This is a genomic window from Mesorhizobium sp. WSM4815, from assembly GCF_055811575.1.
The window spans coordinates 1-23,685 of record NZ_JBVVQS010000087.1 but is presented as its reverse complement, the minus strand read 5'-3'; the positions used below and the strand labels follow the sequence as shown (position 1 = coordinate 23,685).

The following is a 23,685-nucleotide window of genomic DNA, read 5'->3' as shown; positions in this document are numbered from 1 at the left end:
GTCGCGCATCACGGCGCCGGACCGGTTTTGCGGACTTTTCGCCCGGCCAGCCCGGAGAGATCCGGGCTAGGCTCGCCGTCCGGCTGGTGCCGGCGCGCTCGCCCGTGTCTTGCTCGCCCGTGTTGCGCCCGCTTGTGTCACGCCCGCTTGCGTCGCGCTCGCCCGGGTCGCGCACGCCCGCGCCACGATCGCTTGCAGCGGTTCCGGCCGGTGCAGCAGAAATCCCTGGCCGAAGTCAATGCCCATATCCGCGAGGATGTCGAGCGCATCCTGCGCTTCGATCTTCTCCGCCACCACGGAGCAGCCGAGGCTCCTGGCGATGCCGGATATCGCCGAGACGATCTCGCGGTCGAAGCGGCTATCGGCAATATGCTCGATGAATAAACCGTCGATCTTGATTGTGTCGACGGGAAAGCGCCGGAGATATTCGAACGAGCTCATGCCCGCCCCGAAATCGTCGAGACTGACGCGGCAGCGCCGCTCGCGCGCCTTGCCGACGAACTGCTCGGCAGCTGCGAAATTGGTGACCGCGGCGGTTTCGGTGATCTCGAAGCCGATGCCGGAATGCGGCGCCCCGGTCTCGGCGATGACGGCGTCGACGAAATCCCAAAGCTGCGGGTCGCTCAGCGTCTGCGCCGACAGGTTGAAGCCGAGCGTGAGCGCCCCTGACTTCAGCGCCGGACCATGAAGCGACAGCGCCGTCCTGATAATCCAGCGGTCGAGCCGCGAGGCGACGCCGAACCGCTCCGCCGCCGGGATGAACTCGCCCGGCGGGATCAGCCGCCCATTGCGCCCGGCGAGCCGCGCCAGGACCTCGACATGGCGGCTTTCTTGCCAGGGTTTTCCGAGCTGGTGGATTTCCTGACCGAACAGTTTCAGCCTTCCGTCCGCCATGGCGTCGACGGTGTCGGCGGCCAGCCGCGCCGCATTGAGGCCGCTGGAACCGGATGTCGTCTCGGGCGAGAATACCGCGAAGCGATTGCGCCCGGCGGCTTTGGCCGCATAGCAGGCGTCGTCGGCGCAGGCGAGCGCGTCGGCCACTGCGGTATTCGCATCGGCGACAAAGGCGATGCCGATGCTGGCCGCGAGCTTGCGCGACGCCGCCGTCGAGCCGAGGTCGGCATCGCGAACCGCCGCGAGTACGGCGCCGGCGAGACCCTCGGCTTGCGCTGCGTCGCAATCAGGCACCAGCAGCGCGAACTCGTCGCCGCCGAGGCGCGCGGCGTGCACCGACGGCGGCAGACAGCCCAGAATGCGCTCGGCGACGCTCTTCAGGGCAAGGTCGCCGGCGGCGTGGCCGGCGAAGTCGTTCAGTGCCTTGAAGTAATCGAGATCGACGTAGAACACCGCGAGCCGGCGCGCCGTTGCGATGTGCTCGGCCAGCAGCCGGTCGAAAGCGGCGCGGTTCAGAAGGCCGGTCAGCGCGTCATGGCGGGCCGCATGGGCAAGTTCCTGCTCGCGTTGCTTCGCCTCGGTGATGTCGCGCACCGTGCCCAGGATCTGGCCCGACGACTGGGCGTCGGCGAACCGTATCAGCGATTCGAGATGTCGGATTTCGCCGTCCCGCTTGATGATGCGGTATTGCACGGCGACGACCTTTTGGGTTTGCAGCGGCGCCAAATGGGCCCGCTCGGCGTCGGCCCGGTCGTCCGGATGCAGATAGCTGTGCCAGAGGTCTTGCGACACTTCGTCGGTGTCGGCGACAAGCCCGTAGATGTCCCGCGTGCGCTGGTCCCAGTAGCTTTTGCGTGCACCGATATCGTGATGCCAGATGCCGGTGCCGCTGGCCGCCAATGCCAGGCGAAAGCGGACGTTGACCTGTTCAAGCTCTGCTTCCGCCTGCTTCTGCTTGGTGATGTCGGTCTGGACGCCCATCAGTCTGACCGGCCGGCCTTCGGCGTCGCGTTCGACCACTCCGCCGCGATCGAGAACCCATACCCAGTGACCGGATTTGTGCTTCAGCCTGAGCTCGGTCTCGATCGAATCGGTCAGGCCGGCAATGTGGCGTTCGCCGCTGGCCACCGCCCGCTCGCGATCGTCGGGATGCGTCAGCTGCAACCAGAGATCGCTCGTCTCGGCAAGCTCACCCTCGCCATAGCCGAGCATCTGCAACCACATCGCCGAGTAGAAACAGTCGCCGCTCCTGAGATCCCAATCCCAGACGCCAAGATGCGCGCGTTCGAGCGCCAGCTCCCAGAACTCTCCGTCGCGATTTTTCTTTTCGGCCATGCTCTGGACTTCGCCTGCCTCGTCGCGGCCATTGTGCGGCAAAAGCAAAGAAGAATCCGTTACTGCGCAGCGGCTGGGGTGGACGGCCAATTTCTCTCACCCTGACACCCACGAGGCGCGAACTTTGCCGCAATGGCAGCCACAGCCGCGACGGCGCCAGCCTCACTTCTTCCCTTGCGGGTAGATCGCCTCACCGCGCTTCAGCATTTCGACGAAGGCGGCGATCTTCTTCTCGCGGCCAGCCTCGGTCTTCATGTTGTGGATGCGGAAGGCGAGCGCGAAGCGGTTCTGCGCGCTGAGCCTTGCCAGCATCGCCATGGCCTCGGGCTCGGCGTCTATTGCGGCCCGCAGATCCGCGGGGATTTTCATGTCCTTGCCGCTTGCATAGGCGCGCGCCCAGCGCCCGTCGGCCTTCGCCGCCTCGACCTGTTTGAGCCCATGCTCGGTCATCCGGCCCGCCTCGATCAGCCGGGCGACGTTGTCGACGTTGATCTGGCTCCAGATGCTCTTCCTGCCGCGCGGTGTGTAGCGCTGCAAATAGCTCTTGTCGTCGAGCCCCTTGCGCACGGCATCGATCCAGCCCCAGCACAGCACGACGTCGATGGCCTCCTTGGGCGTGATCGAAGGCAGTCCCGAACCGACCTTGTGGATCTTGATCCAGATTTCTGTCTCGGTGTCGTGATGCTTGCCGAGCCAGGTGTAGAAGCTCTCGGCATCGCTGAATTCGCGGACCTTGGCGGGGTCGACCTCGACCGGCGCCATCAGCGGATCCGCCTTTGTGTGGTCGTCATCGGTTCTCCTTGCCTCCTTCTCCCCTTGTGGGAGAAGGTGGCCGAGCGAAGCTCGGTCGGATGAGGGGTGCTCCAGCTTGGCATCGCCGTATTCCGTCCAACACCCCTCTTCCGGCTCGGCGCTGCGCGCCGATCCACCTTCTCCCACAAGGGGAGAAGGAAAGGAGCCTCACTGCAGCTGCGGTTTCTTGAGAAAGCTGTTGCGGTCGGCCGACTTGACGCGCAGCCAGGTTTCGCGGCCGTCGCGCACAACACGCAACGGGATCTCGGCGCCCGCCGGGTTCTGCCACAACTTGCGGTAGAAATCGGCGAGCCCGTCGACTTCGCCGTCGCGCACATCCGAGATGATATCGCCCTGGCGCAGGCCGGCTTCGGCGGCCGGGCTGCCTTCGGCGACGCTCATCACCACGACCTCGCCATTGCTTTCGGCGGAGAAGGCGCCGAGCCATGGGCGCGGTGGCTTGGCAACCTGGCCGCGCGTCAGCAGATCGTCGAGGATGGGCGGCAGCAGGTCGATCGGCACCACCATGTTGATATCGGCGATCTCGCCGGCGCGGCTCATCTGCAGGCGCAGAGAACCGATGCCGAGCAGCCTGCCGTCCTGCCCGATGAGGGCCGCACCTCCCCACGACGGATGAGCCGGCGCGGTGAAGATCGCCTCGTCCAGCAGATATTCCCAATAGCCGGCGAATTCCTGCTTGGTGACGATGTACGCGCTGACCGCCTGGCCGATGCCGTCGGCGAGCACCACCGGGTCGCCGGCCATCGCCCTGGCCGCGTCGCCGAAAGCCACTGCGGGCAGGGAGAGCGGGGCCAGCGCCTGCACCAGGCCGAAGCCCGTTTCCTGGTCGTAGGCGAGCGCGTGCGCGGGAATCACGCGCCCGCTGTGGTCGGTCAGCCAGACTTCTTCCGCCTCGGTGATGAGATAGCCGATGGTGAGCACCAGGCCGTTGTCGCGAATGACCACGCCGCTGCCTTCCCGGCTGGTGCCCAGCGCATTCGCGGTGAAGGCATCATCCGGGATCGAAGCCCGCACCGTCACGATGGACCGCAAAATCGTATCGATGGTCATGCTCCCAATCCTGGCAATATTCACGACGACCGTTCAGAGGGCCGGCATCTTCTATAGCTATGGCGCATGTGACGAGGCGCAAGGGCCGGATGCAATCGCGCAGGCTTGCGCTGCCGATATCGACAATAGTTCAACACAAGTTGAACTTCCGTCAGCCCGCACTACCTGTATCTATGCAAGCTGATCCTCCCCAAGACCCTCTCCGCTCACATCAAAGGCCTCCGAAATGAACCAATACACACCGCCGAAAGTATGGATCTGGAACAAGGAAAATGGCGGCGCCTTCGCCAGCATCAACCGTCCGATCGCCGGCCCGACGCATGACAAGCAGCTGCCGGTCGGCAAGCATCCGCTGCAGCTTTACTCGCAGGCGACACCAAACGGCGTGAAGGTGACGATCATGCTGGAGGAGTTGCTGGCGCGCGGCCACAAAGGCGCCGAATATGACGCCTGGCTGATCAGGATCAACGACGGCGACCAGTTCGGCAGCGGCTTCGTCGAGGTCAATCCCAACTCCAAGATCCCGGCGCTGATGGACCGCAGCGGGCCAAAGCCGATCCGCGTCTTCGAATCCGGCTCGATCCTGCTGCATCTGGCCGAGAAATTCGGCGAGTTCCTGCCGATCGAGCAGCCGGCGCGCGCAGAAACCCTGTCGTGGCTGTTTTGGCAAATGGGCTCGGCGCCCTATCTCGGCGGCGGCTTCGGCCATTTCTACGCCTACGCACCGGAAAAATTCGAATATGCCATCGACCGCTTCGCCATGGAGGTGAAGCGCCAGATGGACGTGCTCGACCGGCGCCTGGCGGTAAGCGAATATCTCGGCGGCGACGCCTACACGATTGCCGACATCGCCGTGTGGCCTTGGTATGGCGGGCTGGCCAAGGGCCGCATGTACAACGACGCCGGCGCGTTCCTGTCGGTGCAGGAATACAAGCACGTGCAGCGCTGGGCCGACGCGATCGACGCGCGGCCGGCGGTGCAGCGCGGCCGCATGGTCAACCGCGCCTTCGGCGAGCCGGCGATGCAATTGCACGAGCGCCACGACGCCAGCGACTTCGACACCAGGACGCAGGACAAGCTGGCGGCGGAGTGAGCAGAGCGACGGAGCTGGAGCGGATGACGCGCTGCGCAGTATCGGGCATATGCACCCGGAGATATATACTGGTTGACTAAAGTAACGGAACGTCCAAGGCACATTCCCAGAACCGAACATGTCCGCTTTCAAGCGGTTTAGACCATACTATCTATCTGATGAACATCATGGTCTAGGCATGTTTATATTTGTGGTGGCCGACCTGAATCTCGAAACCGCATGCAGTCTCGACGGTCCAGTACTCGCGGGTCGCGGTCACTGTGTGTCTTTCGTTCGGCCCTATAGATCAGCCAGACGATGGACAAAAAATATCCAAGCTGCAGAACGATCAAGGTGAGGACCGTCCAGCCGAGCGCCTTCCAGATTGAACCCGTTGCCAAATAAATCGAGAGCGCCACGACGAATGCCGCGGCGGTCATCCTTACCAGGAACTGTGGAAAATTCATCGCTTTTCAAGGCCGCCCCGGAGCTTCTAACCGCCGCGACGACCACCCTTGCCCATTTACCCCAGACCAACGTTTTCACCCTTTTGTTGGTTGCGCAAGTGGCAAAGGCGCGCGCATGTTTAACGCGATCCCTGGTTGACAAAAAAATAATGTCGGCGGGACAGCGCCCCCCTCTGTCCTGCCGGACATCTCCCCCACTTGGGGGGAGATTGGCAGCCTCGGCGCGCCGCGCTCTCTTGCACCGTTGCGGAATGACGAAAGCCGACGTGACGGCTGATCTCCCCCCAAGTGGGGGAGATGTCCGGCAGGACAGAGGGGGGCGCTGTCCCGCCGGCGTCAAAATTACGACAGGCGCAACACCGCCGCTCAGGCCGACATGGCCAGCGGCCTAGCGCTCTTGTTGGGGATCTGGATGTCGATCTCCAGCGTCGACATCGTCTCGCCGCGATCCATCGAGACCTGCAGATAATCCTGGTCGATCTGCACATGCCTGGCGATGACGGCCATGATCTCCTCGCGCAGCACCGAGACGAGATCGGGCTGGCTGCGGTTGCGGCGCTCATAGGCGAGCAGCACCTGCAGCCGCTCGCGCGCCACCGGCGCGCTGCCGCGCCGCTTGAAGAGGTCTAACAGGCTCATGCTGCCCTCCTTCCAAAAAGCCGATCGAGAAAGCCCTTGCGCTCGAACGGCACGACGACCGGCAGGTCCTCGCCCTCGAGCCGTTTGGCCGCCTCGATATAGGCGCGGGCGGCGGAGTTGGTCGGATCGCTGAGTGTCACCGGCGACCCGAGATTGGAGGCCTTGAGCACGTCCTGGCTCTCGGGAATGATGCCCAGCAGCGGCGTCGACAGGATCTCCAGCACATCGTCGATCGAGAGCATTTCGCCGCGCGCCGCGCGCGCCGCATCATAGCGCGTCACCAGCACATGCTTGGCGATCTGCTCGCCCCGCTCGGCCTTGACGGTCCTGGCGTCGAGCAGGCCGATGATGCGATCGGAATCGCGCACCGAGCTGACTTCCGGGTTGGTGACGATGACCGCCTCGTCGGCAAAGCGCATGGCAAGCTGCGCGCCGCGCTCGATGCCGGCCGGGCTGTCGCAGAAGACGTAGTCGAACACCGAGCTCAGCTTTTCGATCACCTCGCCGACGCCCTCCTCGGTCAGCGCATCCTTGTCGCGCGTCTGCGAGGCCGGCAGCAGGAACAACGTCTCGACCCGCTTGTCGCGGATCAGCGCCTGCGACAACTTGGCCGTTCCCTGGATGACGTTGACCAGGTCGAACACCACCCGCCGCTCGGCGCCCATGATCAGGTCGAGATTCCTCAAACCCACGTCGAAGTCGACCAGCGCCACCCTCTTGCCGGTTCTCGCGACGGCGGCGCCAAGGGCGGCCGTCGAGGTCGTCTTGCCGACGCCCCCCTTGCCCGAGGTGACCACCACAACTTTGCCCATCTATGCCTCCTTATTGTTGTTCGTATTGTTAAGCGTTTGATTTATGCGATGCGCTTAAGTCTTTATTTCTATTTCAAAACCGCTGCGTACTTTCGGGTACCTTCATTGGCTGAACGGCGCGATGCGCAGCGTGTCTTTTTCCAGAAACGCCTGCACCGCTTTTCCACGCAAGGCCGGCTCCATCTCCTCGGCGGTGCAATACCAGCCGTCGACCGACAGCAGTTCGGCCTCGTTTTTGCGACAGAAGATGCGCGCCGCCGAATGGCCGAGCACACCGGCCGACGCCCGCCCGCGCAGCGTGCCGTAGACATGGATCGAGCCGGCGGCGACGATCTCGGAACCGGAGGCAACGGAGCCCAGCACGATGACATCGCCATGCGCGTGGAAGATCGACTGGCCCGAGCGGATCGGCGTCTTGACCATCAGCGTGGCCGGCGCTTCCGGCACCCTGTCTTCTGACCGCTTGCCCGGTTCCGCCCTGCCTTCTTCCGCCCTGCCCGTCTCTTCCGGCCTGCCGGCAGCCTTTTGGTCGGCCTGCATGAGCAGCCCGGCTGTGGCTTCCTTGGCGCCGATCAGCACAGGCGGCAGACTGGGCTCAAGCACCGTGTTGCCGTCGAGCTCGATGGCATAGATGCGGATGCCGCGCAGCCCAAGCTCAGCAACCAGCGCCTCGATCTGGCTGACCGCGGGCTTCAGCGTGTTGAGGTTGAGCACCACCGGGCGGCCGGCAAAATAGCCGGGAGAATTGCCGATCCAGCGGTCGAGACTTTCCAGCCACTCCGAAAGCGGCGTCTCCGGGGTGAGCGTGAAGGCGACGAAGGAGCGGGCGCGAAAGCGAATGGATTTGGTCTCGACGGGGGCGGCGAAGGTCACGGACAGCGATTCCTTACTGATAGGTAAACGCTAGCCAGCCATGGTTAACGAAAGGTTAACGGAAGGGGAGTTTGCGGCATCCGGAAAGCTGTTACTGACAGGCCCGGCGGTGTCAGCAGCCAGCGGACAGCGCTGGAATTGCCAGCCCCTTCTCGACACCTTGCTGGCTAAGTGCCCTTCGCTGCATCCTCGATCAGTTCCGCCAGCAAGCTAGAGAACCGCTCGTCAGCCCTATCCCCGATGTTTCCCACTTTTCTCGCCACCATCCCGGGCGAAGAGACCGACACTTGTCCACTCAGCTGCACGTTGACCGTGAACGTCCTTCCGACCACCTCCTTTTCCGTTCCCCGCTTCCTGTAGATCCTGAACCGAATAGATGGTGTTGATGCTTTGGCTTGGCGGCGTGGCGCGGTGTCCATCTCGACGGCCACCTCGCCTGCTACGTCAGCCCTGGCCGTTTCCAGCGACGCAACCACGACGTCGTTTAGCCAGGCCCTTGCTTGCGCGCCGAAGTCCACCCCTTCGGGCTTCTCATTGCCGACCTTTTCCTCGTGCTCACGGCGAGCTTCCTTGCCGCGGTCAAGGGCATCTCTAAACTTGGACATCGTGGTTTGCCTCCGATTGTGAGCGCATGAGACCAGCTGTCACATCCCATGCTCCTCCTGATGGCCGTGCTCCTCCTAATGGATAGAACGCGCGCGAGCGGTGTGCGTTGCGTAAGCGGAGCCAGCGGTTGCCGCTTGCGCGGCAGTATCCTTCTGCCGCGGTCGACCCGCCGGGATGGCGGCGGTGATCGCGGCGCTGTGGGCTGGGGTAGCGTATCACCAGCCGAATGGACAAGCGCTGGAAATTACCTGCCCTTTCCCGCAAGATGCCTGAACATCCCCGGGGCTCGATATGTGCAACCTCTACAACATCACCACCAGCCAGGAGGCGATCCGCCAGTGGACCCGCGCCCTGCGCGATAGTCTCGGCAATCTCGAGCCCTCCATCGACATCTATCCCAACCAGCCCGGCCCGGTGGTGCGCAATGCGCCGGACGGGACGCGCGAGCTGGCCAAGCTGCTGTGGGGCATGCCGACGCCGATCGAGCGCGTGAAGGGCAAGGCCGACTACGGCACCACCAACATCCGCAACCCGCAATATGGCCACTGGCAGCAATATCTCGGCGTCGAGAACCGCTGCGTGGTGCCGCTCACCAGTTTTGCCGAACCGAGCCCAACGCCGGGCGACAAGGATCCGGATACCGGTATCCAGAAAAACTACTGGTTCGCGCTGAGCAAGGCGCGGCCGCTGTTCTTCTTCGCCGGCCTGTGGACGCGCTGGCAAGGCGTGCGCAAGATCAAGGACGGACCGGGCGAGTTCGAGCTCTACGGCTTTCTGACCACCAGGCCCAACGCCCTGATCGCGCCGATCCACGAGAAGGCGATGCCCGTGATCCTGACGACGCAGGAGGAAACCGAGACCTGGCTGACCGCGCCGTGGTCGCAGGCCAGGCACCTGCAGCGCACGGCAGCGGACGACGCGCTGGTGATCGTCGACAAGCCGGCGACGCAGATAAAATTTCCGCCGCAGGCGCCACAGGCGCCGGTACAGGGTTCGCTGTTCTAAAGCTTGAATTTCTGCAGCACCCAGATGTAGCCTTTTGGCGGATGGTCCTGGTCGACGAACTGGGTGCGAACGGTGGTGTCCTTGCGGCTGCATCGTTTGCACCTGAACCTGATGGCTTCCAGCGGCTTGTTCCAGCCCACCACCTTGGCCACGTCGTTGGCCCGAAAACGCCCGACATGGTAGCAGTGGCCGCACTCGACGATCAGCAGCATGTTGGCCTTCGCGGCACGTCCAACGCTGTCCATCGGCCCGGCCATGGCCTCATTTCCGAGTCAAATAGCCCTTGGGAAGCGGAAGCAGGCCAAGATCCGGCATCCGGAAATCGGGCTCCTTCTCCGCTACGCTGGCCATCACCTCATGCAATTTTTCGACAAGCCCGCAAAGCTGCCAAAACAGTTCGCCTTGCGCCTTCAGATGCAGTTGCGACGCAAGCACCGTCCTGCGCAGGCTGAGAGCGTCGCTGATGATCGCCTCGGCATGCCTCGCCGACAGCCTGTCGAACCGGCTTTTTCGTCTGCCCATCGCGGCTCTCCCCAGTTTGTGAGCAACCGCCCCACCTCTGACAAATAGGAAGACATTCCTCGCCGAGTCAATTCACACTTGACATTTTTGTTCCCGTTTTGTTCAATTTGAACAGAAACTGTTGGAGGCATAGCCGCCCTGGACGTGACGCCGGACAGCCGGCAGGAGGTCGCCCTTCAGGTAATCGCAGAAAAATTCATTGCACAGCACAAGGGCGACGCGGTGAAGGCACTCAAGGAAATGATCGTGCTGAACGGGCATCTGCAGGAGCGGCTTTGCCGCCGTGGACGGCGCCGGGCGACGCGGTAAGCGCTAGAGATGACGGTAGCAGGACGCGTGTTCAATCGTGCCGTTCGAAGGTCGGCTTAGCGCCTATCTTGGTCATTCGAAGCAATTTCGCTGTTACTCGAAAGCGGACATCGGCAGCGCGAAGCTATTGGTCCTGGTTGCGCACTTTCGGACCTTCGAGCCCGCCCAGTTAAAGGTGCAGTTCTCGATCCCGAAGCGGTCCTTGGATCGGGAGGCGGGGCCACATCACCATTCGTTCGTGCAGTCGACCTCAGTCGCAGATCTCTCAGAGGCTCTGGCGGTGCGTCTCGCTTTCCCTACAACCCCAGGGCGGCGGCCCGATGATAAATCCGTAGATCCTACCGCGGGCGGTTTATGCCAGTAATGGCGATTCCGATCGAGCCGGCTCCATGATCTATTCAGCCGGCGACCGCAGCCGACCGCTTGAAGATGATGGTCACCTTGGTTCCTTCACCGACGGCCGAGGTGACGTCGAACTGCGCCTTGGCATTTTCGCTCAGCGACCGCGCGATGAGGGCTCCGAGTTTACCGGGTGCGGGCCATGTCACACCCTCAGGCAGACCGATACCGTCGTCAGCGACCACGACCCGGCAACCATTGCCGTCAACTATGCTCCGCAGCGTGATTATCCCTCCCTTCCGACCTCTGAAGGCATGCTTCAGCGCGTTTGTGAGAAGCTCGTTCACAACCAGTCCTGTCGGCATGGCGACATTTATCGAAACCGGATAGGTGTCGACCTTCATGTCGAGGCGGATACCCTCCACCGCGTGAGAGGTCATCACGGCGGAGGCTATCTGGCTCAGATAGACGCCCAAATCGATCTCGTTCTTGTCATCCTCACCAGACAGCGCTTGATACAGGATCGCGAGTGCGTCAACGCGCCCAGCCAGCCGCTCAAATCGCGTCTTGTCTGGCTCGACTGCGTTTCGAGTTTCCATTCGGATGAGCGCAGTGATCATTTGCAGGTTGTTCTTGACCCTGTGCTGCAGCTCGCGGAGGAGCGTATCTTTCTCCCGGATCCGCTCCTCAATGGACAGTTTGTCCGCCTCGCTATGGGCAGACACATCCACCAGGGCGACAAGCCGAAAGCAGAGCTTGCCATCGTCGTCCTCGATGACGTTCGAATAGGCGTCTACGATCGCTGAACCTGAGCCTTTGCGCTCGAGGCGGAAGGTTCCAATGAAGTCCGTTTGTGTGACAATCGCTTCATCGATCCGCTGATCGAAGGGCGCTTTCACCGCACTCCCCGAAAGCCCGTTCCAATTCTCCTGCTCAAGGCGAGCGGCGGCAAGCCCGGAAAGCTTCTCGAATTCTGGATTGGCGTAGACCACCGTCTCGCGATCCCTCAGATCCGATACCGCAATTGCGATAGGAACTTGGTCGAGGAACTTCTTGAACTGTTCACTTTCGAGCGCAGTCGCAAGTTCGGGAGTGTCGAGCAATTGTTCGACAGGCTCGTGCCTATTATCGTCGGATGTCATCCGTTGAACCCGGTCCTTTTCGCCGTGTAGCAATAGCCGTACCCGTGAAGTTAGTTATACGCCTGACATCTGATCAAGGCTACAACACCCCGGCTGTGGGTTTGGCGTTGAACGCATTTGATCGTTTCATGATTGTTGGTGAAACCGCGAACGGTATCGTCAACGATGACGCGCGTGCTCCTAGGTCCGGATGAGCCCACTCGGCTGGTATCCAACGCATCTTTATGAGTCGTCGCTAGAGGTCGGTACGGCAGCAGGTGTGATTTCCTCGCCGTCGCCGGACGAAGCGTGCCGAGGCCTCACGTAATCGCGGTCGATCTTGCCTTCCTCAGCCTTATAGAAATACTGGCTCGCGATGAGCCAACCTTTGAGAGGCCGAAGCGGGGGGATGCAAGTGATGAGCATGAAGGGCAGCGTGGTCAGCAGATGGACCCAGTACGGTGTGTCAAAAGCGACCTGCTGCCATACGCCAAGAAGAACACTCGGCACACACGCAAAGCAGATTACGAAGAACGCGGGACCATCAGCGGGATCTGCAAACGAGAAGTCGAGATCGCACACTTCGCATTTAGGCTTAAGCGTCAGGAACCCGTTGAAAAGATGCCCTTTCCCGCAACGGGGGCACAAACCGCGTACACCAGTGAGAACCGGTTTAAGTGGAGGCCATTCGTCAGTCATAATTGGTCCTCAAGATTGCCGATTGAACGAGCATGGGCGTCGGCCTGAATCGTGCTCAATCTCCAGTGATTGTCCCTTCACGCGTTTGCCTGGAAATACTGGCCAGAACCACTTCGCCGTTGGACGTTCCACGCGCCGTTGGCGAGCAGGGATCTCTTTGACGTCGCGCGCCGAGCCTTCGCTTCTTCCTCCTGCTGCCGGACAAAAATGCGATCATCGCGTCCGGCGGTAAGCGCGAGCTCGATCGACAGCCGTGCCTTCGCATCGAGCTTGAAGCCTGCCACGGCGGTGACCTCCTTGATCCGGGTCTCGCTTAAAAGCCGAAGTCGCTCAAGCCTGGGTGATCGTCCGGTCGGCGGCCGAGCGGCCAACGGAACTTGCGACCCGCTTCCGCGATCGGATGCTCGTTGATGCTGGCATGGCGCGCGCGCATTAGCCCGTCATCGGCGAACTCCCAATTCTCGTTGCCATAGGCACGAAACCACTGACCGCTGTCGTCGTGGTATTCATAGGCATAGCGAACGGCAATGCGGTTACCCTGAAAGGCCCAAAGCTCCTTGATCAGGCGATAATCGAGCTCGCGGTTCCATTTGCGCGTCAGGAAGGCCTCAGCCTCGGCACGGTTGGTTGCGAATTCGGCGCGATTGCGCCAGCGCGTGTCGACTGTATAGGCAAGCGCCACTTTGGCGGCATCGCGGCTGTTCCAGCCATCTTCGGCAAGGCGGACCTTCTCGATGGCGGACTGTTCGTTGAAAGGGGGAAGCGGCGGACGGGACATTGGTAAGTTCCTTGTTTGTGTAGCGCTGAAAGGATGGGAGGGTGGTCGCAGGAAACGAGACGGGGACTGCGCAGCACTGCAGCACTTCGCCTTCGCCAATCGCCGCCGTCGGCTCCTTGACGTGGGTTCACCGCACCTTTGGTGAGTTTGTTGCGGAATGATGTGCTGCAAAGCAGGCGGTCGGGCTCATTCCTGAAAAGCCCACTCGGCTGGTATCCAACGCATCTTTCCGCCGTCGGTCACGATCCGTCCCAATCCTGGGAAAGGCATGTGGGTGGCTGCGACCAGGGCTTTTTCCTCGGCCGCACGCGGAAAAAATCGTTCGCGCATGATCTGCGCGGCCGGTCGGTCCTGCTCGAACAGGAAGCCGACCTCCGGATTCGATGGATGGACAACCGGGAAGAGCATGTCCGAAACCATCAGCAGACTTTGTCCGCCATCCTCGATGCGGACTCCGATGTGCCCGGGCGTGTGGCCGGTCAGGTCGATGATCGAGACGCCCGGTGTGATCTGACGTTCCCCATCCATTGCCTGCAGGTTTGGATAGAGGCGGACCAGTTCCAAAGATGCATCGAAGCTGGGTTTTAGGAACTCCGGAGCTGAAATTCTCTTCGCGGGATCAGTCCAGTACGCGACGTCACGGCGATCGACGTACACGTCAGAATTCGGGAAGTTCCGGCTTCCACCGGCCACCAGGCCGCCGAGGTGATCGACATGCATATGCGTGACGATGACCGCCCCAATATCTTCTCTCGTGATTCCCATTGTTTCGAGCGCACCAGGGAGCTGTCCCGTTTTGCCCATCGCGCCGGCGGGGCCGGTGTCGATCAGGATCAGGCGCTCGCCGTCATCGACGAGATACTGGTTAAACACGAAGCGGATGCCTCCGGGCTTCGCCGCCGATATCGCCTGCGCTCGTTCCTCAACTTGTTCGGGCATGCTCCCGGGGAAATAGCCGAAGGGCATATCGGCAAACCCGTCCACCAGCGCGGTTACGGTGAAGCGGCCGATCCTGATTTGTGCTGAGGGGACGAGCGTTCTGGGATCGGCAGTCCGCGCTTTCGCGGTATTCACGCTGGCGGCCAAAGCGGAGCCTAGTGCAACTGGGACCGCGGGGATTGCGAAGGCAAAGGCTCTGCGCGAAAGATTTGTCATGAGTTTCTCCTGCTGAACGAAAGTTCTCTTCGGCACTGGTATCGGGGTTGATTTTGGCGTGCGGGCGCATCAACCCGGCGCTTACGCTCTCCACACGCGCTGGACAGATAGACTTTCACCGGCGCGTCGTCGGTGGCCACCCATAGATGCCCAATTACTATCTGGGTTCTTGAGCAGAAGATCTGGCTGCTCGGAGCACAAAGTCGGGCTTTCGGTCATGTCCATTACCTTGTGTAGTACCAGTTAAAATAAGAGCCGGGCCCGCATCTTGGACGCTCATACTTGCGCCATACCGCCGTCGACAAAGAATTCGACGCCATTTACAAAGCTGCTTTCTTCCGACGCCAAGAAAAGCGCCGCTGCTGCGATTTCGTTCGGACGTCCCATGCGTCCCAGAGGAGTCTGGGCGATTAAAAACTCCGTCATCTGACGACCTTGTTCGAGATCAGGCGTTAAGCCGTGCAAACCCGGCGTCGAAGTCGCGCCCGGCGACAGGACGTTCACCCGGATCCCGGAACCTTTCAGATCGAGAATCCAGCTCCGGGCGAAGCTGCGAATCGCTGCTTTGCTCGCGCCGTAGACGCTGAAAGCAGGGGATCCGTGGCTTCCAGTAGTGGAACCGGTTAAAATAATCGAGCCACCGCCCTGCATCAGCGGCAATGCCTTCTGCACGGTAAAAAGCGTGCCTTTAACATTGACGCCGAAGGTTGTGTCGAAATGCGTCTCGGTAATGTCGCCCAGCGGCATGAACTCGCCAAGCCCGGCATTTGCGAAGAGGATGTCGATGCGGCCCTTCTGGGCCGTGATGGTCTCATACAGTCGGTCGAGGTCCTGAGCACTGGAAACATCGCTGCGAACTCCAGTGACGTTGTCACCTAACGACGCGACGGCTTTATCCAGTTCGGGCTGGCGCCGTCCCGTTATGAACACGTACGCGCCCTCCTCCATAAAGCGCTTTGCACTTGCCAGGCCGATACCGCTATTTCCGCCGGTAACGAGAGCGATCTTTCCGTCTAATTTTCCCATGATGGGTTCCAGTGCGCATGGCTGCGGAGGCAGCGGTTTAATGTTTTAACTGAAAGCTGCAGTGCTCCTCGCCGGGCTGGTCATACGCCCGCGTAAGCGAGCCTGGTGAAGAAGGCGGGATTCATCATGAACTGTCTCGGCGCCAGCCAACCTCCCGCCTCGGCGAAAATAGCCGAGGCTAGGCAGCACAGGCGGAAGCCGCGGCGAGACAAATTGATTGTATGCGCATTGGGCATCGTGCTCTCCTACGCCATGTAGTGTCGGGCTAGAGGGCCTCGCCGGGAGACTCACCCTTTGATGAAATCCAGGATGTCCTGGTTCAGCCGGTCCTTGTGGGTCGTCGGTTCCAAGGTCGAAGAGGATCAGGTCCTTCTCGGTCCGGATCAGCGGAACGTTGCATTTCGCATCGATGGCGCCGCTGCTCCCGCCAAGCCGTTTCTCGATGTCGACCCATTCGGCAGGCATCGCGTCCGGTGCGACGACCTCCGCCGGCAGCATAAAATGGCCGTCGCTCAGCACCGTGATGTTGAAGGAACCGTGGCGGAAGCGGTGGGGCGAGGCGGCCATGGCGCGCCATGGCCGCACTGAAGAGCAGCCGACAAACCCGGCGGCGCCGGCAAGGAAGGTGCGTCGATCAAGTCTCATGGCCCAATCTCCTGATCTCGAATTGTCTGGTGGCTGCAGCCAACAGCGCAGCGACGGCGGCAGACGGCGGCCAGGCCCCGTCGCCGAGGATGAGCAGGCCATCTCCCGCGCCCTTGGGGAGGATATCCAGCAGGCTCGGTAGAACGGCGATCGGCTTGCCTGCCTGCAGGAACTGAGCGATCAGCGCCGCGGCCGAGTCGCGATCAGCGTCGCGCCAGAGCGCGCCCGGCTCGCCGATGCAGAAACCGCCGTGAAAATCCTCCTCGAACAGCTCGCCGAATCTGAGCGTGTTGGCGAGATCGTCACGGGCGCGGCGGTCGGCCTGGAACCGCCTTGCAAGCTCGTCGGCTTCCGCTCCCAGTCGCGTGAAACGTGTGGGCCAGGCGTAGCCGCCGCACATCGACGCTACAAGCACCTCGGCGCCCGCATCCTGAAGCGCGTAGTAGACCCCCAGGAACTGCTCGAGCCCGACGTTGCCGGCTTCCGAGGACCGACTGAGCATGACGGCTATGCGAAGCGGCGCGCCCGTGGACGTCATCTCGGCCCCCTGACAATCACTCGACTCCGGCCAATGCCAACCGCACCGGCACGCGCGCGGCGATCCATCGCAGCACGTGGGCGATCACCTCCTTGCGGCCGAGATCGTTGAGCAGGTCGTGGAAGTGGCCCGGGTAGAGCTTCAGCGTCTTGTCGGCGGAGCCGGCGGTGTCGAAGAACAGCTGGCTGCCGGCAAGCTTGGTTGCCTTGTCTGCCGTGCCGTGTAAGATCAAGACCGGCAGCGTGATCAGCGGAAAGTCGCGCTTTCAGCCGCTCGTTTGCGCGAATCAGTGCTGCGACTGTGCTCGTCGGCTGGACCTCCTTATCGATCAACGGATCGTCGTTCATCGACGTCACAATCGCCGCATCGCGCGAAAAAATCCTCGTTGTTCAGCCGCAGGACGTGAAAATGCGGCGCGACGTGGCTGAGCCCCTTGACGACCACGAGAGCGAAATCCGGCGCGTACACCTGGAACGCAAAGCTCTCGCATATGAATCCGGAGAGCTCGGCCTGATGGTCCAGCGCATAGGTAGTCGAGACCACGCCGCCTGCACTGTGGCCCAGCAGGAAGACAGGCAATCCGGGCTCCCGCTGCTTGGCGAGCTGGATCAGCATCGATAGATCGTCGACATACTCAGTGACGTTCTCGACGAAAAACCGCTCGCCGTCGGACTTCCCGCGACCGCGCAAGTCGAGGGCGTAGACGGCGTGGCCGGCGGCGGCCATCTGCTCGGCGGCCCAGAAGTACTGGCCGCTATGTGAGTTAACGCCGTGGCAAATCGCCACGACCGCGCTCGGTCTGGACGCAGGGTGCCAAGAGCGCACGAAGATCCTTGGGCCGTCCGCGCGCTCCAGATATTCCTCCGCCATAGCGGTCGTGGTCGAGGTCATGGCAAGTCTCCTCTTTCGCTTGCGGTCAGCTCTTGATGAAGGCGAGCAGGTCCGCGTTGACGATGTCGGGATGCGTCGTGCACAGGCCATGCGGAAGACCGGCATAGGTCTTCAGCGTTCCGTTCCTGAGAAGCTTGGCGGACAGCGGAGCGGAGTCGCCGTACGGCACGATCTGATCGTCGTCGCCGTGCATGACGAGCACCGGAACATCGATCTTCTCCAGGTCGTCGGTGAAGTCGGTTTCCGAGAACGCCTTGATGCAATCGTAGTGCGCTTTGGCGCCGCCCATCATGCCCTGCCGCCACCAATTGTCGATGATGCCCTGCGAAACCTTCACGCCCGGCCGGTTGAAACCGTAGAAGGGACCGGAGGGCACGTCGTAGTAGAATTGCGCCCGGTTCGCGACCAGCGCCGCGCGAAACCCGTCGAACACCTCGATCGGCAGGCCGCCCGGGTTCTTGGCGGATTTCACCATGATCGGCGGCACTGCGCCTATCAGCACCGCTTTGGCGACGCGACCCGGTTTTGCGCGAGCTACGTAATGCGCGACCTCGCCGCCGCCGGTCGAATGGCCGATATGGACGGCATTCTTCAGGTCGAGCGCCTCGGCCAGTTCGGCAACGTCGGCCGCGTAGGTGTCCATCTCGTTGCCGGTGTCGGACTGTGTTGAGCGGCCGTGGCCGCGGCGATCATGCGCGATGACCCGGTAGCCGTTGTGCAGGAAGAACAGCATCTGGTTGTCCCAGTCGTCGGCGCTGAGCGGCCAGCCGTGATGGAAGACGATCGGCTGTGCGTCCTTCGAACCCCAGTCCTTATAGAAAATCTCGGTGCCGTCCTTCGTGGTGATGAAGCCCATGTTCTGTCGTCCTTCGCTGGGTTGAGTGGTGGATTCGGCGGAAATCGCCTGCGCAGCGTATGCCGGCAGAAGGGTCGCCGCTCCGGCGGTGATGCCTGCTGCGAGCATCTCGCGGCGGGTGAGTTGGATCGGATGCAGGGTGGCGCTCACGGCTGTGACTCCTCGCCGAGGAAGCGAATGACCTCGTCGCCGAACTCGCGCGGGTACTGGAACAGGAAGGCGTGGCCGGAGTCCGGGTAGACGATCAGCCGCGCGTTCGGGATCGCCTGCGCCAGGGCGTAAGACTGGAGCGTCGGGATCATGACGTCTTCGTTCCCGTTCGCCACCAGCACCGGCTGGCGGATCGCCCCGACACGATTGAGAAGCCATGTTTCCGGCGTCCCTAGATCCCCTGCGGCGGCAAGCATCGCCTTCCAGGTTTTTTCGCTCACTAGCCTCGCAAATGACTCCTTGCGCTCCCGTAGCCGAGCGAGGTGCGCACGTCCGGCCGCCTGGCTGGTTTGCATGTCCTTGAAAAAGAGGAAGAGGAAGTCGTCGTCTGTGTTTGTCGGCTTGGTGGCGACCTCAATCGCCATGAGATTCAGGTTTGCGCCCTCGACATAGCCCGCGCCGCTACCGGCGATGACCAGCCTGCGCACGAGGCCGGGCCGCTGGAGCGTCAGTTCCTGCGCGACGAGGCCGCCGAAGGAGAAGCCCAGCAGATCGACCTGCTTGAAACCCAGGCCGTCGATAAAGGCGCCGGCGCTCCTCGCCCAATCGGCCATGCAGAGAGGGGCGTCGCCGCCGGAGCGGGCCACGCCGATATTGTCGAATATGACGACGTATCGGCTTGCCGCGACATGATCGAGGAATGCCGGGTCCCATTCGTCCATCGTCCCGCGAAAGCGGTTGAGGAAAACCAGAGGCGTTCCGGACGGCGTCCCGAGCGTCCGGTAGGCGTAGGCGACGCCGTCGACGTCGAACGTTTTCGTCTCCACGCAGGCGGCGTCGCAGAACCCAGTCTGGCTGGGTTCTGCCGAGGTGGTCGGGTTGGCCGTCGTCGAGGTGATCAGGACGGCGAGCAGTGCAGTGCCGGCCAGACCGGCGACGACCGCTTGACGTAAGGATGTACTGCGGGTTGAAGTCATCGCTCTTTCCCTCCGCGCGCTTCGTTCGATGACGAGACAGTTTCGCAGTGGAGCGGCGTGAACCAGTTAATCGTTGCTAAACGGCGCTAACCAGCTTGTTTAGCGTTACCAGACTGGCCACCGAACGCGCCTCCAGGGCCAACGCGCCTTGATCTCGCGCCATTTCGATCGCGCGCTGGAGGAGCAGCCGGGCCTCAGTCGGGCGCGAGGCCTGTTCGGCAAGTATCTTGCCTTTCTGGTGCAGCAGTTCCGGGCAGTACCAAGCCTCGCCACTCGACCTGCAGCGCGCCAGAGCGTCGTCGAGCAGCGCCACGGCTTCCAGCTCCTGGCCAATCCTCGCCAGCCCGGAGGCGAGTATCGATTGGAAGACAGTGTGGTAAAGATAGAATCCCGCACGATCCAGCCGGTCGAGAGCTTCGCCGACGAGTGTGACGCCCGTTGCGGCGTCTCCGGTTCGAATCAGGATATCGCCCTCGAAACATTCGGCATAGGCATGCCAAACGTCGAGCGCGTGGTCGTGCGTGCGCCGATGCAGCATGTCCGTATAGCGCTCGGCGCGTGCGAGGTCACCGGCCATCAGTGACACCGGACAGGCGGCGTCCGACAGGGCGTGGCACAATGTGAGATTGTGGCCCGCGGCAAGAGCGGCGCTGACCAGATCGTCGATCTCACGCAGGGCCTCTTCAGCTTTGCCGCGCAGCCACAGCACGCGCGCCAGCGTGATCCGCGCGGTGATGCGCTGATCATATTGAAAGCGCGCCAGATGCGATCCGTTCGACGGCGGGCGATAGGCATCCAGCATGCGCCGCACATGTCTTTCCGCGGCTGGCTGATCGCCAAGCAGATGCAGCGCCCTTGCCTTCATCCTCTCGCCGATCAGCCGGTCCGAGTCGTCGGCCGAACGCTCAGACAGCGCGCAGAAGGCCTCGGCCTTCTCGAGCGCGCCACGCGGTTCGCCACCATTCGTCCGATCTACCCACAGCGCCCAAAGCGCGCGCAGCTGGAAGTCGACATCATCGACCTTCTGGGCGATCTCGAACGAACGTGTCCAAGCTTCCGCGCCACCTGGACGGCCCGAAATCGCGCGCATGTGCGGAAAGCCAAGCGCCGCATGAAGCCGCATCAGGCTTTGCTGATCGGCGTCGGGCTGTTGTTCGAGCCAACCCAGCGCCTGCCTCACCCGCAGCAGGCATTCGTCGACCAGCGAAAGATGGTACCACAACGGAATTGCCGCGACTGTCATTGCAACGCCGGCCGCCGCGTCGCCGCCCGGCGAGAAGCACCAGTCGAGCGCAGCCCTGAGATTGCCGACGTCGCGGGCGAAGCCGTCCACCCAGCCGGCGTCCTGCTCATGCGGCGCGGCGCATTCGAGCAGGCTCCGATAGTGGACTGCATGGCGGCGCGAAGCGTCTTCCCGCGACACGGCGACCGAAAATTTCTCGGCTGCGTAGGCGCGAGTCATGTCAAGCAGGCGATAGCGCACCGGATAGGCATTGCGATCAACGACCACGAGCGACTTCGCGGCAAGGTCGATGATGCACTCTTCGACGTCGCCGCCACTTTCACCCGACACCACTGCGCGGGCCGCCGCCAGCGTAAAATCCTGATTAAACACCGAAAGCTGCGCGAGAGCGGCCTGCTGTGCCGGGGAAAGCAGGGAAAAGCTCCACTCCATCGTCGCGCGAAGCGTCTGGTGGCGTGGCAGAGCCGTGCGTCGTCCACGCGTCAGGATGTCGAAATTAGACCGCAGCGATTCCAAAACGCCGGCAATGCCGAACGTATCAACGCGCCCCGCAGCCAGTTCGATAGCGAGCACGATGCCATCGAGGCGGCGGCAGATATCGGCCACCACCGGGGCGTCGGCGTCGCTCAAAGAATAACCTCCAAGGCTTGCCGAAGCGCGCTCGACGAACAGCTGGACCGCAGCAAAATCCAGGGCCCTTGCCGCATCCAGCTTCTCGTCCGGTCCCGGGCAGTCCAGCGGCGGCAAGCGCAGAACCCATTCGGGCGCGACCCGAAGCGGCTCCCTGCTGGTCGCCAGGATCGTCACGTGCCGCGTCCTGGTGATCAGTTCCTCGGCGATCGCCGCGACTTCGTCGATGAGGTGCTCGCAGCAGTCGAGGACGAGGAGCATCGAGCGATGACTAAGCTTGTTCGCCAGCTCAGCGAGCGGATCGGTCGAAGCGAGCACTAAGCCCGCTGCGGTGGCGATCAGCTCGGTGATCAGCGCTCCATTGGCAATCCCGGAGAAATCGACGAACGCCGTGCCGTCCGAATAACCATCATCCAGGCGTTGAGCAAGAGCGAGCGCTACTGTCGTCTTTCCAATGCCTCCCGGACCGACGAGGGTGAGCAGCCTTTGCTCGGGCAGCTGCCCCTCGAGCTGATCGAGAACCGCCTCTCTCCCGATGATGCGGCTGGCCAGCCGGGGTAGCGGCAGTCGGGCTATCGTGGGTTGCTGGCCATCGGCCCGCGTCGGCGACTCCTTGCGCGTGACCGGCGCCACGAAGCTGTAGCCGCGATTTGGAATGTTCGAGATATATTGCTGCGCCTCGGGGCCCTCGCCGAGAATCTTGCGCAGCGACGTGATGTGGACGCGCAGGTTGTTTTCCTCGACGAACATGTTTCGCCAGACCTGGGAGACGAGCTCGTCTTTGGAAACGATCTCTCCGGCGCGCGACACCAGGACGATGAGGATATCCAAAGCGCGGCTGCCAATCCTCAGCCTTTCGTCGCCCCGCATAAGCAGGCGCTCGGCCGGCACCAGCGTAAACGAACCAAAGGAGAGTGCGGCGCCCGGGATCACATTCCAAACCTAGTGGGTGCAACGAAGTTTCAGATTTCCACGAGAAGCAGGTCTGTGTGAAGCTATACCTTGGATTCATGACTTGCACGCCTTGGTTCCAACGTTCGCTTCGGCCCCGACTCTGACGGTCGGCAACGCGCCTGATTCCCGCCATTTGCCCACTTGTGGCGGCTTCCTGAAAGCGGACGTTCAAATTAGTTCACGGCTACGTCTAAATCCGTCCGTCCTCGCGGCAGAACGCGACAGTTGGGGACACGGCGCATGTCGATCCCCTACACGACCCTTTTCGGTCGAATTCTAGGGGAGCTGCGCGTCCATGAGGTTCAGGCGGTCGAAGAAGACGCGGTTGCGACGCTTGGCATCGGCAAGAAGCCGGCCGTAGTCGATGACCTCGAAATAGATCCCGAAGGTCCGGTGATAGCCGTAATAGGAGCGCTGGTCCGGCGTAGGCATCGCGTCCGACATCTTCAGCTCGGCGTGCATGCTCGGCGTGATGTCGCAGACGACGTAAGCGAAAGCGGGTATCTTGTCCCCCGCAACCGACAACGGCCGGCCATTGTCATCCTTGAACTGGCCACCGCGAATGAGCTGTATCTGTTCGAACACTTGTCTGAGCGGATTGTCGTCGCCGGTGTAGTCGTCCCGCTGCGGTCGTTTGAACTCGATGACGGTGATGCTATTGTGCGATTTTGGAGGGCAAATCTGCCGACCACCTCGATCCGGCGACGGCCCAGGGAACCTTCCGGACCACCGCAAGCGACTTCTTCGCGGAGATGCTGATGCCGCCTCTTGCGGTTGCGTAAGCAGGCACCGCTTGTCAGGGTTCTCTGTCATGGGGGATACCCGCGTTGGCGAAGGCCGGTCGTCGTAGACAGGTAGTGATGACCCTACCGGTCTTTTCGGGCGTCTGCCGGGCAGTCGCGGAAAGCGATCTGATCGCGCTGGTGGCGCCACAGAGACCTATCAGCTCGAGGATCCTGTGATATCCGCTTCCGGGAAGCGTCAGAGACCATCTCAATGGCCGACATGCAGCGCAAAGCCGCCCGTGGCGTGTGCACCATCGACGTCCGCTTATGCACAGGACTGCCGTGAACGACCGAGATGGTGCGCGTTGCTGCCATTCGCAACACCGAGAATGAAGGTCTCGAATGGGTCAGGTCACGACGATGCCCACACCAACTTGAATGTCCGCTGTTGAATATTCGCAGCCCGAAGCTGCCAGTCCGCTGTCGTGAAGAGTTTCGGGCGCCGGCAGGCGTACGAAAGTCCCCGAGGAAGGAACCCGCGGGCCACAGGCGATGGCTATG

Annotated in this window: 26 protein-coding genes; 3 read left to right on the top strand and 23 right to left on the bottom strand. The window is 62.3% G+C overall.

Translation table 11 applies throughout. The features are described 5' to 3' along the window. Window positions 1-66: 66 nt before the first annotated feature. The 3 genes from AC0L2B_RS10300 to AC0L2B_RS10290 form a co-directional block, all read right to left on the bottom strand. Window positions 67-2,229 (bottom strand): EAL domain-containing protein, encoded by a 2,163-nt coding sequence (locus AC0L2B_RS10300; RefSeq protein ID WP_473745241.1) that lies wholly within the window; start codon window positions 2,227-2,229, stop codon window positions 67-69. Window positions 2,230-2,391: 162 nt separating this feature from the next. Next, window positions 2,392-2,991: a YdeI/OmpD-associated family protein gene (locus AC0L2B_RS10295; RefSeq protein WP_473745239.1), complete on the bottom strand. Its 600-nt coding sequence runs from the start codon at window positions 2,989-2,991 to the stop codon at window positions 2,392-2,394. A 198-nt stretch (window positions 2,992-3,189) separates the two neighbouring features. After that, complete coding sequence (locus tag AC0L2B_RS10290; protein WP_091598989.1) at window positions 3,190-4,092, bottom strand: S1C family serine protease; 903 nt, start codon at window positions 4,090-4,092, stop codon at window positions 3,190-3,192. 226 nt (window positions 4,093-4,318) lie between these two features. On the opposite strand from AC0L2B_RS10290, the gene yghU reads away from it, so the two are divergent. Continuing rightward, a complete protein-coding gene (gene yghU / locus AC0L2B_RS10285) occupies window positions 4,319-5,185 on the top strand; it encodes a glutathione-dependent disulfide-bond oxidoreductase (protein ID WP_473517254.1) in 867 nt (288 codons plus the stop codon). 182 nt (window positions 5,186-5,367) lie between these two features. On the opposite strand, the gene AC0L2B_RS10280 is transcribed toward yghU, so the two are convergent. The 5 genes from AC0L2B_RS10280 to AC0L2B_RS10260 form a co-directional block, all read right to left on the bottom strand. Further along, window positions 5,368-5,604: an exopolysaccharide production repressor protein gene (locus tag AC0L2B_RS10280; RefSeq protein ID WP_473745354.1), complete on the bottom strand. Its 237-nt coding sequence runs from the start codon at window positions 5,602-5,604 to the stop codon at window positions 5,368-5,370. Window positions 5,605-5,997: 393 nt separating this feature from the next. Then, a complete protein-coding gene (gene minE, locus AC0L2B_RS10275) occupies window positions 5,998-6,270 on the bottom strand; it encodes a cell division topological specificity factor MinE (RefSeq protein WP_023803855.1) in 273 nt (90 codons plus the stop codon). Continuing rightward, entirely contained in the window at window positions 6,267-7,082 is an 816-nt protein-coding gene (gene minD, locus AC0L2B_RS10270) for a septum site-determining protein MinD (RefSeq protein WP_023803856.1), read from the bottom strand. Before minD ends, minE begins: the two co-directional genes overlap by 4 nt. Window positions 7,083-7,184: 102 nt before the next feature. Next, window positions 7,185-7,955, bottom strand: a complete 771-nt coding sequence (minC, locus tag AC0L2B_RS10265; protein ID WP_091598979.1) for a septum site-determining protein MinC — start codon at window positions 7,953-7,955, stop codon at window positions 7,185-7,187. A gap of 167 nt (window positions 7,956-8,122) precedes the next feature. Then, entirely contained in the window at window positions 8,123-8,560 is a 438-nt protein-coding gene (locus tag AC0L2B_RS10260) for a hypothetical protein (RefSeq protein WP_473745237.1), read from the bottom strand. 292 nt (window positions 8,561-8,852) lie between these two features. Between AC0L2B_RS10260 and AC0L2B_RS10255 the strand changes: the two genes are divergently transcribed. Beyond that, window positions 8,853-9,566 carry an SOS response-associated peptidase gene (locus AC0L2B_RS10255; protein ID WP_473745235.1) on the top strand — a complete coding sequence of 238 codons (714 nt, stop codon included), beginning with the start codon at window positions 8,853-8,855 and terminating at the stop codon, window positions 9,564-9,566. On the opposite strand, the gene AC0L2B_RS10250 is transcribed toward AC0L2B_RS10255, so the two are convergent. Both AC0L2B_RS10250 and AC0L2B_RS10245 read right to left on the bottom strand, forming a co-directional pair. Further along, a complete protein-coding gene (locus AC0L2B_RS10250; RefSeq protein ID WP_473492941.1) occupies window positions 9,563-9,823 on the bottom strand; it encodes a hypothetical protein in 261 nt (86 codons plus the stop codon). The genes AC0L2B_RS10255 and AC0L2B_RS10250 overlap by 4 nt on opposite strands. Before the next feature lie 4 nt (window positions 9,824-9,827). Next, window positions 9,828-10,088 carry a hypothetical protein gene (locus AC0L2B_RS10245; RefSeq protein ID WP_473745233.1) on the bottom strand — a complete coding sequence of 87 codons (261 nt, stop codon included), beginning with the start codon at window positions 10,086-10,088 and terminating at the stop codon, window positions 9,828-9,830. 144 nt (window positions 10,089-10,232) lie between these two features. On the opposite strand from AC0L2B_RS10245, the gene AC0L2B_RS10240 reads away from it, so the two are divergent. Beyond that, window positions 10,233-10,397, top strand: coding sequence for a hypothetical protein (locus AC0L2B_RS10240; RefSeq protein WP_473745231.1), 165 nt, complete (start codon window positions 10,233-10,235; stop codon window positions 10,395-10,397). A gap of 398 nt (window positions 10,398-10,795) precedes the next feature. Here the strand turns inward: AC0L2B_RS10240 and AC0L2B_RS10235 are convergent, their stop codons facing one another. The 13 genes from AC0L2B_RS10235 to AC0L2B_RS10175 form a co-directional block, all read right to left on the bottom strand. Beyond that, window positions 10,796-11,878 carry a sensor histidine kinase gene (locus tag AC0L2B_RS10235; protein WP_473745229.1) on the bottom strand — a complete coding sequence of 361 codons (1,083 nt, stop codon included), beginning with the start codon at window positions 11,876-11,878 and terminating at the stop codon, window positions 10,796-10,798. Between the two features lie 222 nt (window positions 11,879-12,100). After that, entirely contained in the window at window positions 12,101-12,556 is a 456-nt protein-coding gene (locus AC0L2B_RS10230; protein WP_473745227.1) for a DUF983 domain-containing protein, read from the bottom strand. Window positions 12,557-12,633: 77 nt separating this feature from the next. After that, complete coding sequence (locus AC0L2B_RS10225; protein ID WP_473745225.1) at window positions 12,634-12,840, bottom strand: hypothetical protein; 207 nt, start codon at window positions 12,838-12,840, stop codon at window positions 12,634-12,636. 29 nt (window positions 12,841-12,869) lie between these two features. Further along, complete coding sequence (locus AC0L2B_RS10220; RefSeq protein ID WP_473745223.1) at window positions 12,870-13,334, bottom strand: nuclear transport factor 2 family protein; 465 nt, start codon at window positions 13,332-13,334, stop codon at window positions 12,870-12,872. Between the two features lie 186 nt (window positions 13,335-13,520). After that, window positions 13,521-14,489 (bottom strand): MBL fold metallo-hydrolase, encoded by a 969-nt coding sequence (locus AC0L2B_RS10215; protein ID WP_473745222.1) that lies wholly within the window; start codon window positions 14,487-14,489, stop codon window positions 13,521-13,523. A 276-nt stretch (window positions 14,490-14,765) separates the two neighbouring features. Next, entirely contained in the window at window positions 14,766-15,515 is a 750-nt protein-coding gene (locus AC0L2B_RS10210; protein WP_473745221.1) for an SDR family NAD(P)-dependent oxidoreductase, read from the bottom strand. A gap of 634 nt (window positions 15,516-16,149) precedes the next feature. Beyond that, the gene (locus tag AC0L2B_RS10205; RefSeq protein WP_473745220.1) at window positions 16,150-16,698 is read right to left on the bottom strand and encodes a type 1 glutamine amidotransferase family protein; all 549 of its coding nucleotides are present in this window, start codon (window positions 16,696-16,698) and stop codon (window positions 16,150-16,152) included. 16 nt (window positions 16,699-16,714) lie between these two features. After that, complete coding sequence (locus AC0L2B_RS10200) at window positions 16,715-16,945, bottom strand: serine aminopeptidase domain-containing protein (RefSeq protein ID WP_473745353.1); 231 nt, start codon at window positions 16,943-16,945, stop codon at window positions 16,715-16,717. 74 nt (window positions 16,946-17,019) lie between these two features. Then, entirely contained in the window at window positions 17,020-17,589 is a 570-nt protein-coding gene (locus AC0L2B_RS10195) for an alpha/beta fold hydrolase (RefSeq protein WP_473745219.1), read from the bottom strand. A 25-nt stretch (window positions 17,590-17,614) separates the two neighbouring features. Continuing rightward, window positions 17,615-18,445 (bottom strand): alpha/beta fold hydrolase, encoded by an 831-nt coding sequence (locus AC0L2B_RS10190; protein WP_473745351.1) that lies wholly within the window; start codon window positions 18,443-18,445, stop codon window positions 17,615-17,617. 146 nt (window positions 18,446-18,591) lie between these two features. Then, a complete protein-coding gene (locus tag AC0L2B_RS10185; protein WP_473745218.1) occupies window positions 18,592-19,572 on the bottom strand; it encodes an alpha/beta fold hydrolase in 981 nt (326 codons plus the stop codon). Window positions 19,573-19,648: 76 nt separating this feature from the next. After that, window positions 19,649-22,378 carry an ATP-binding protein gene (locus AC0L2B_RS10180; RefSeq protein WP_473745217.1) on the bottom strand — a complete coding sequence of 910 codons (2,730 nt, stop codon included), beginning with the start codon at window positions 22,376-22,378 and terminating at the stop codon, window positions 19,649-19,651. Between the two features lie 297 nt (window positions 22,379-22,675). Then, on the bottom strand, window positions 22,676-22,984 hold the full coding sequence (locus AC0L2B_RS10175; RefSeq protein ID WP_473745216.1) for a hypothetical protein: 309 nt from the start codon (window positions 22,982-22,984) through the stop codon (window positions 22,676-22,678). Between the last annotated feature and the right edge of the window lie 701 nt (window positions 22,985-23,685).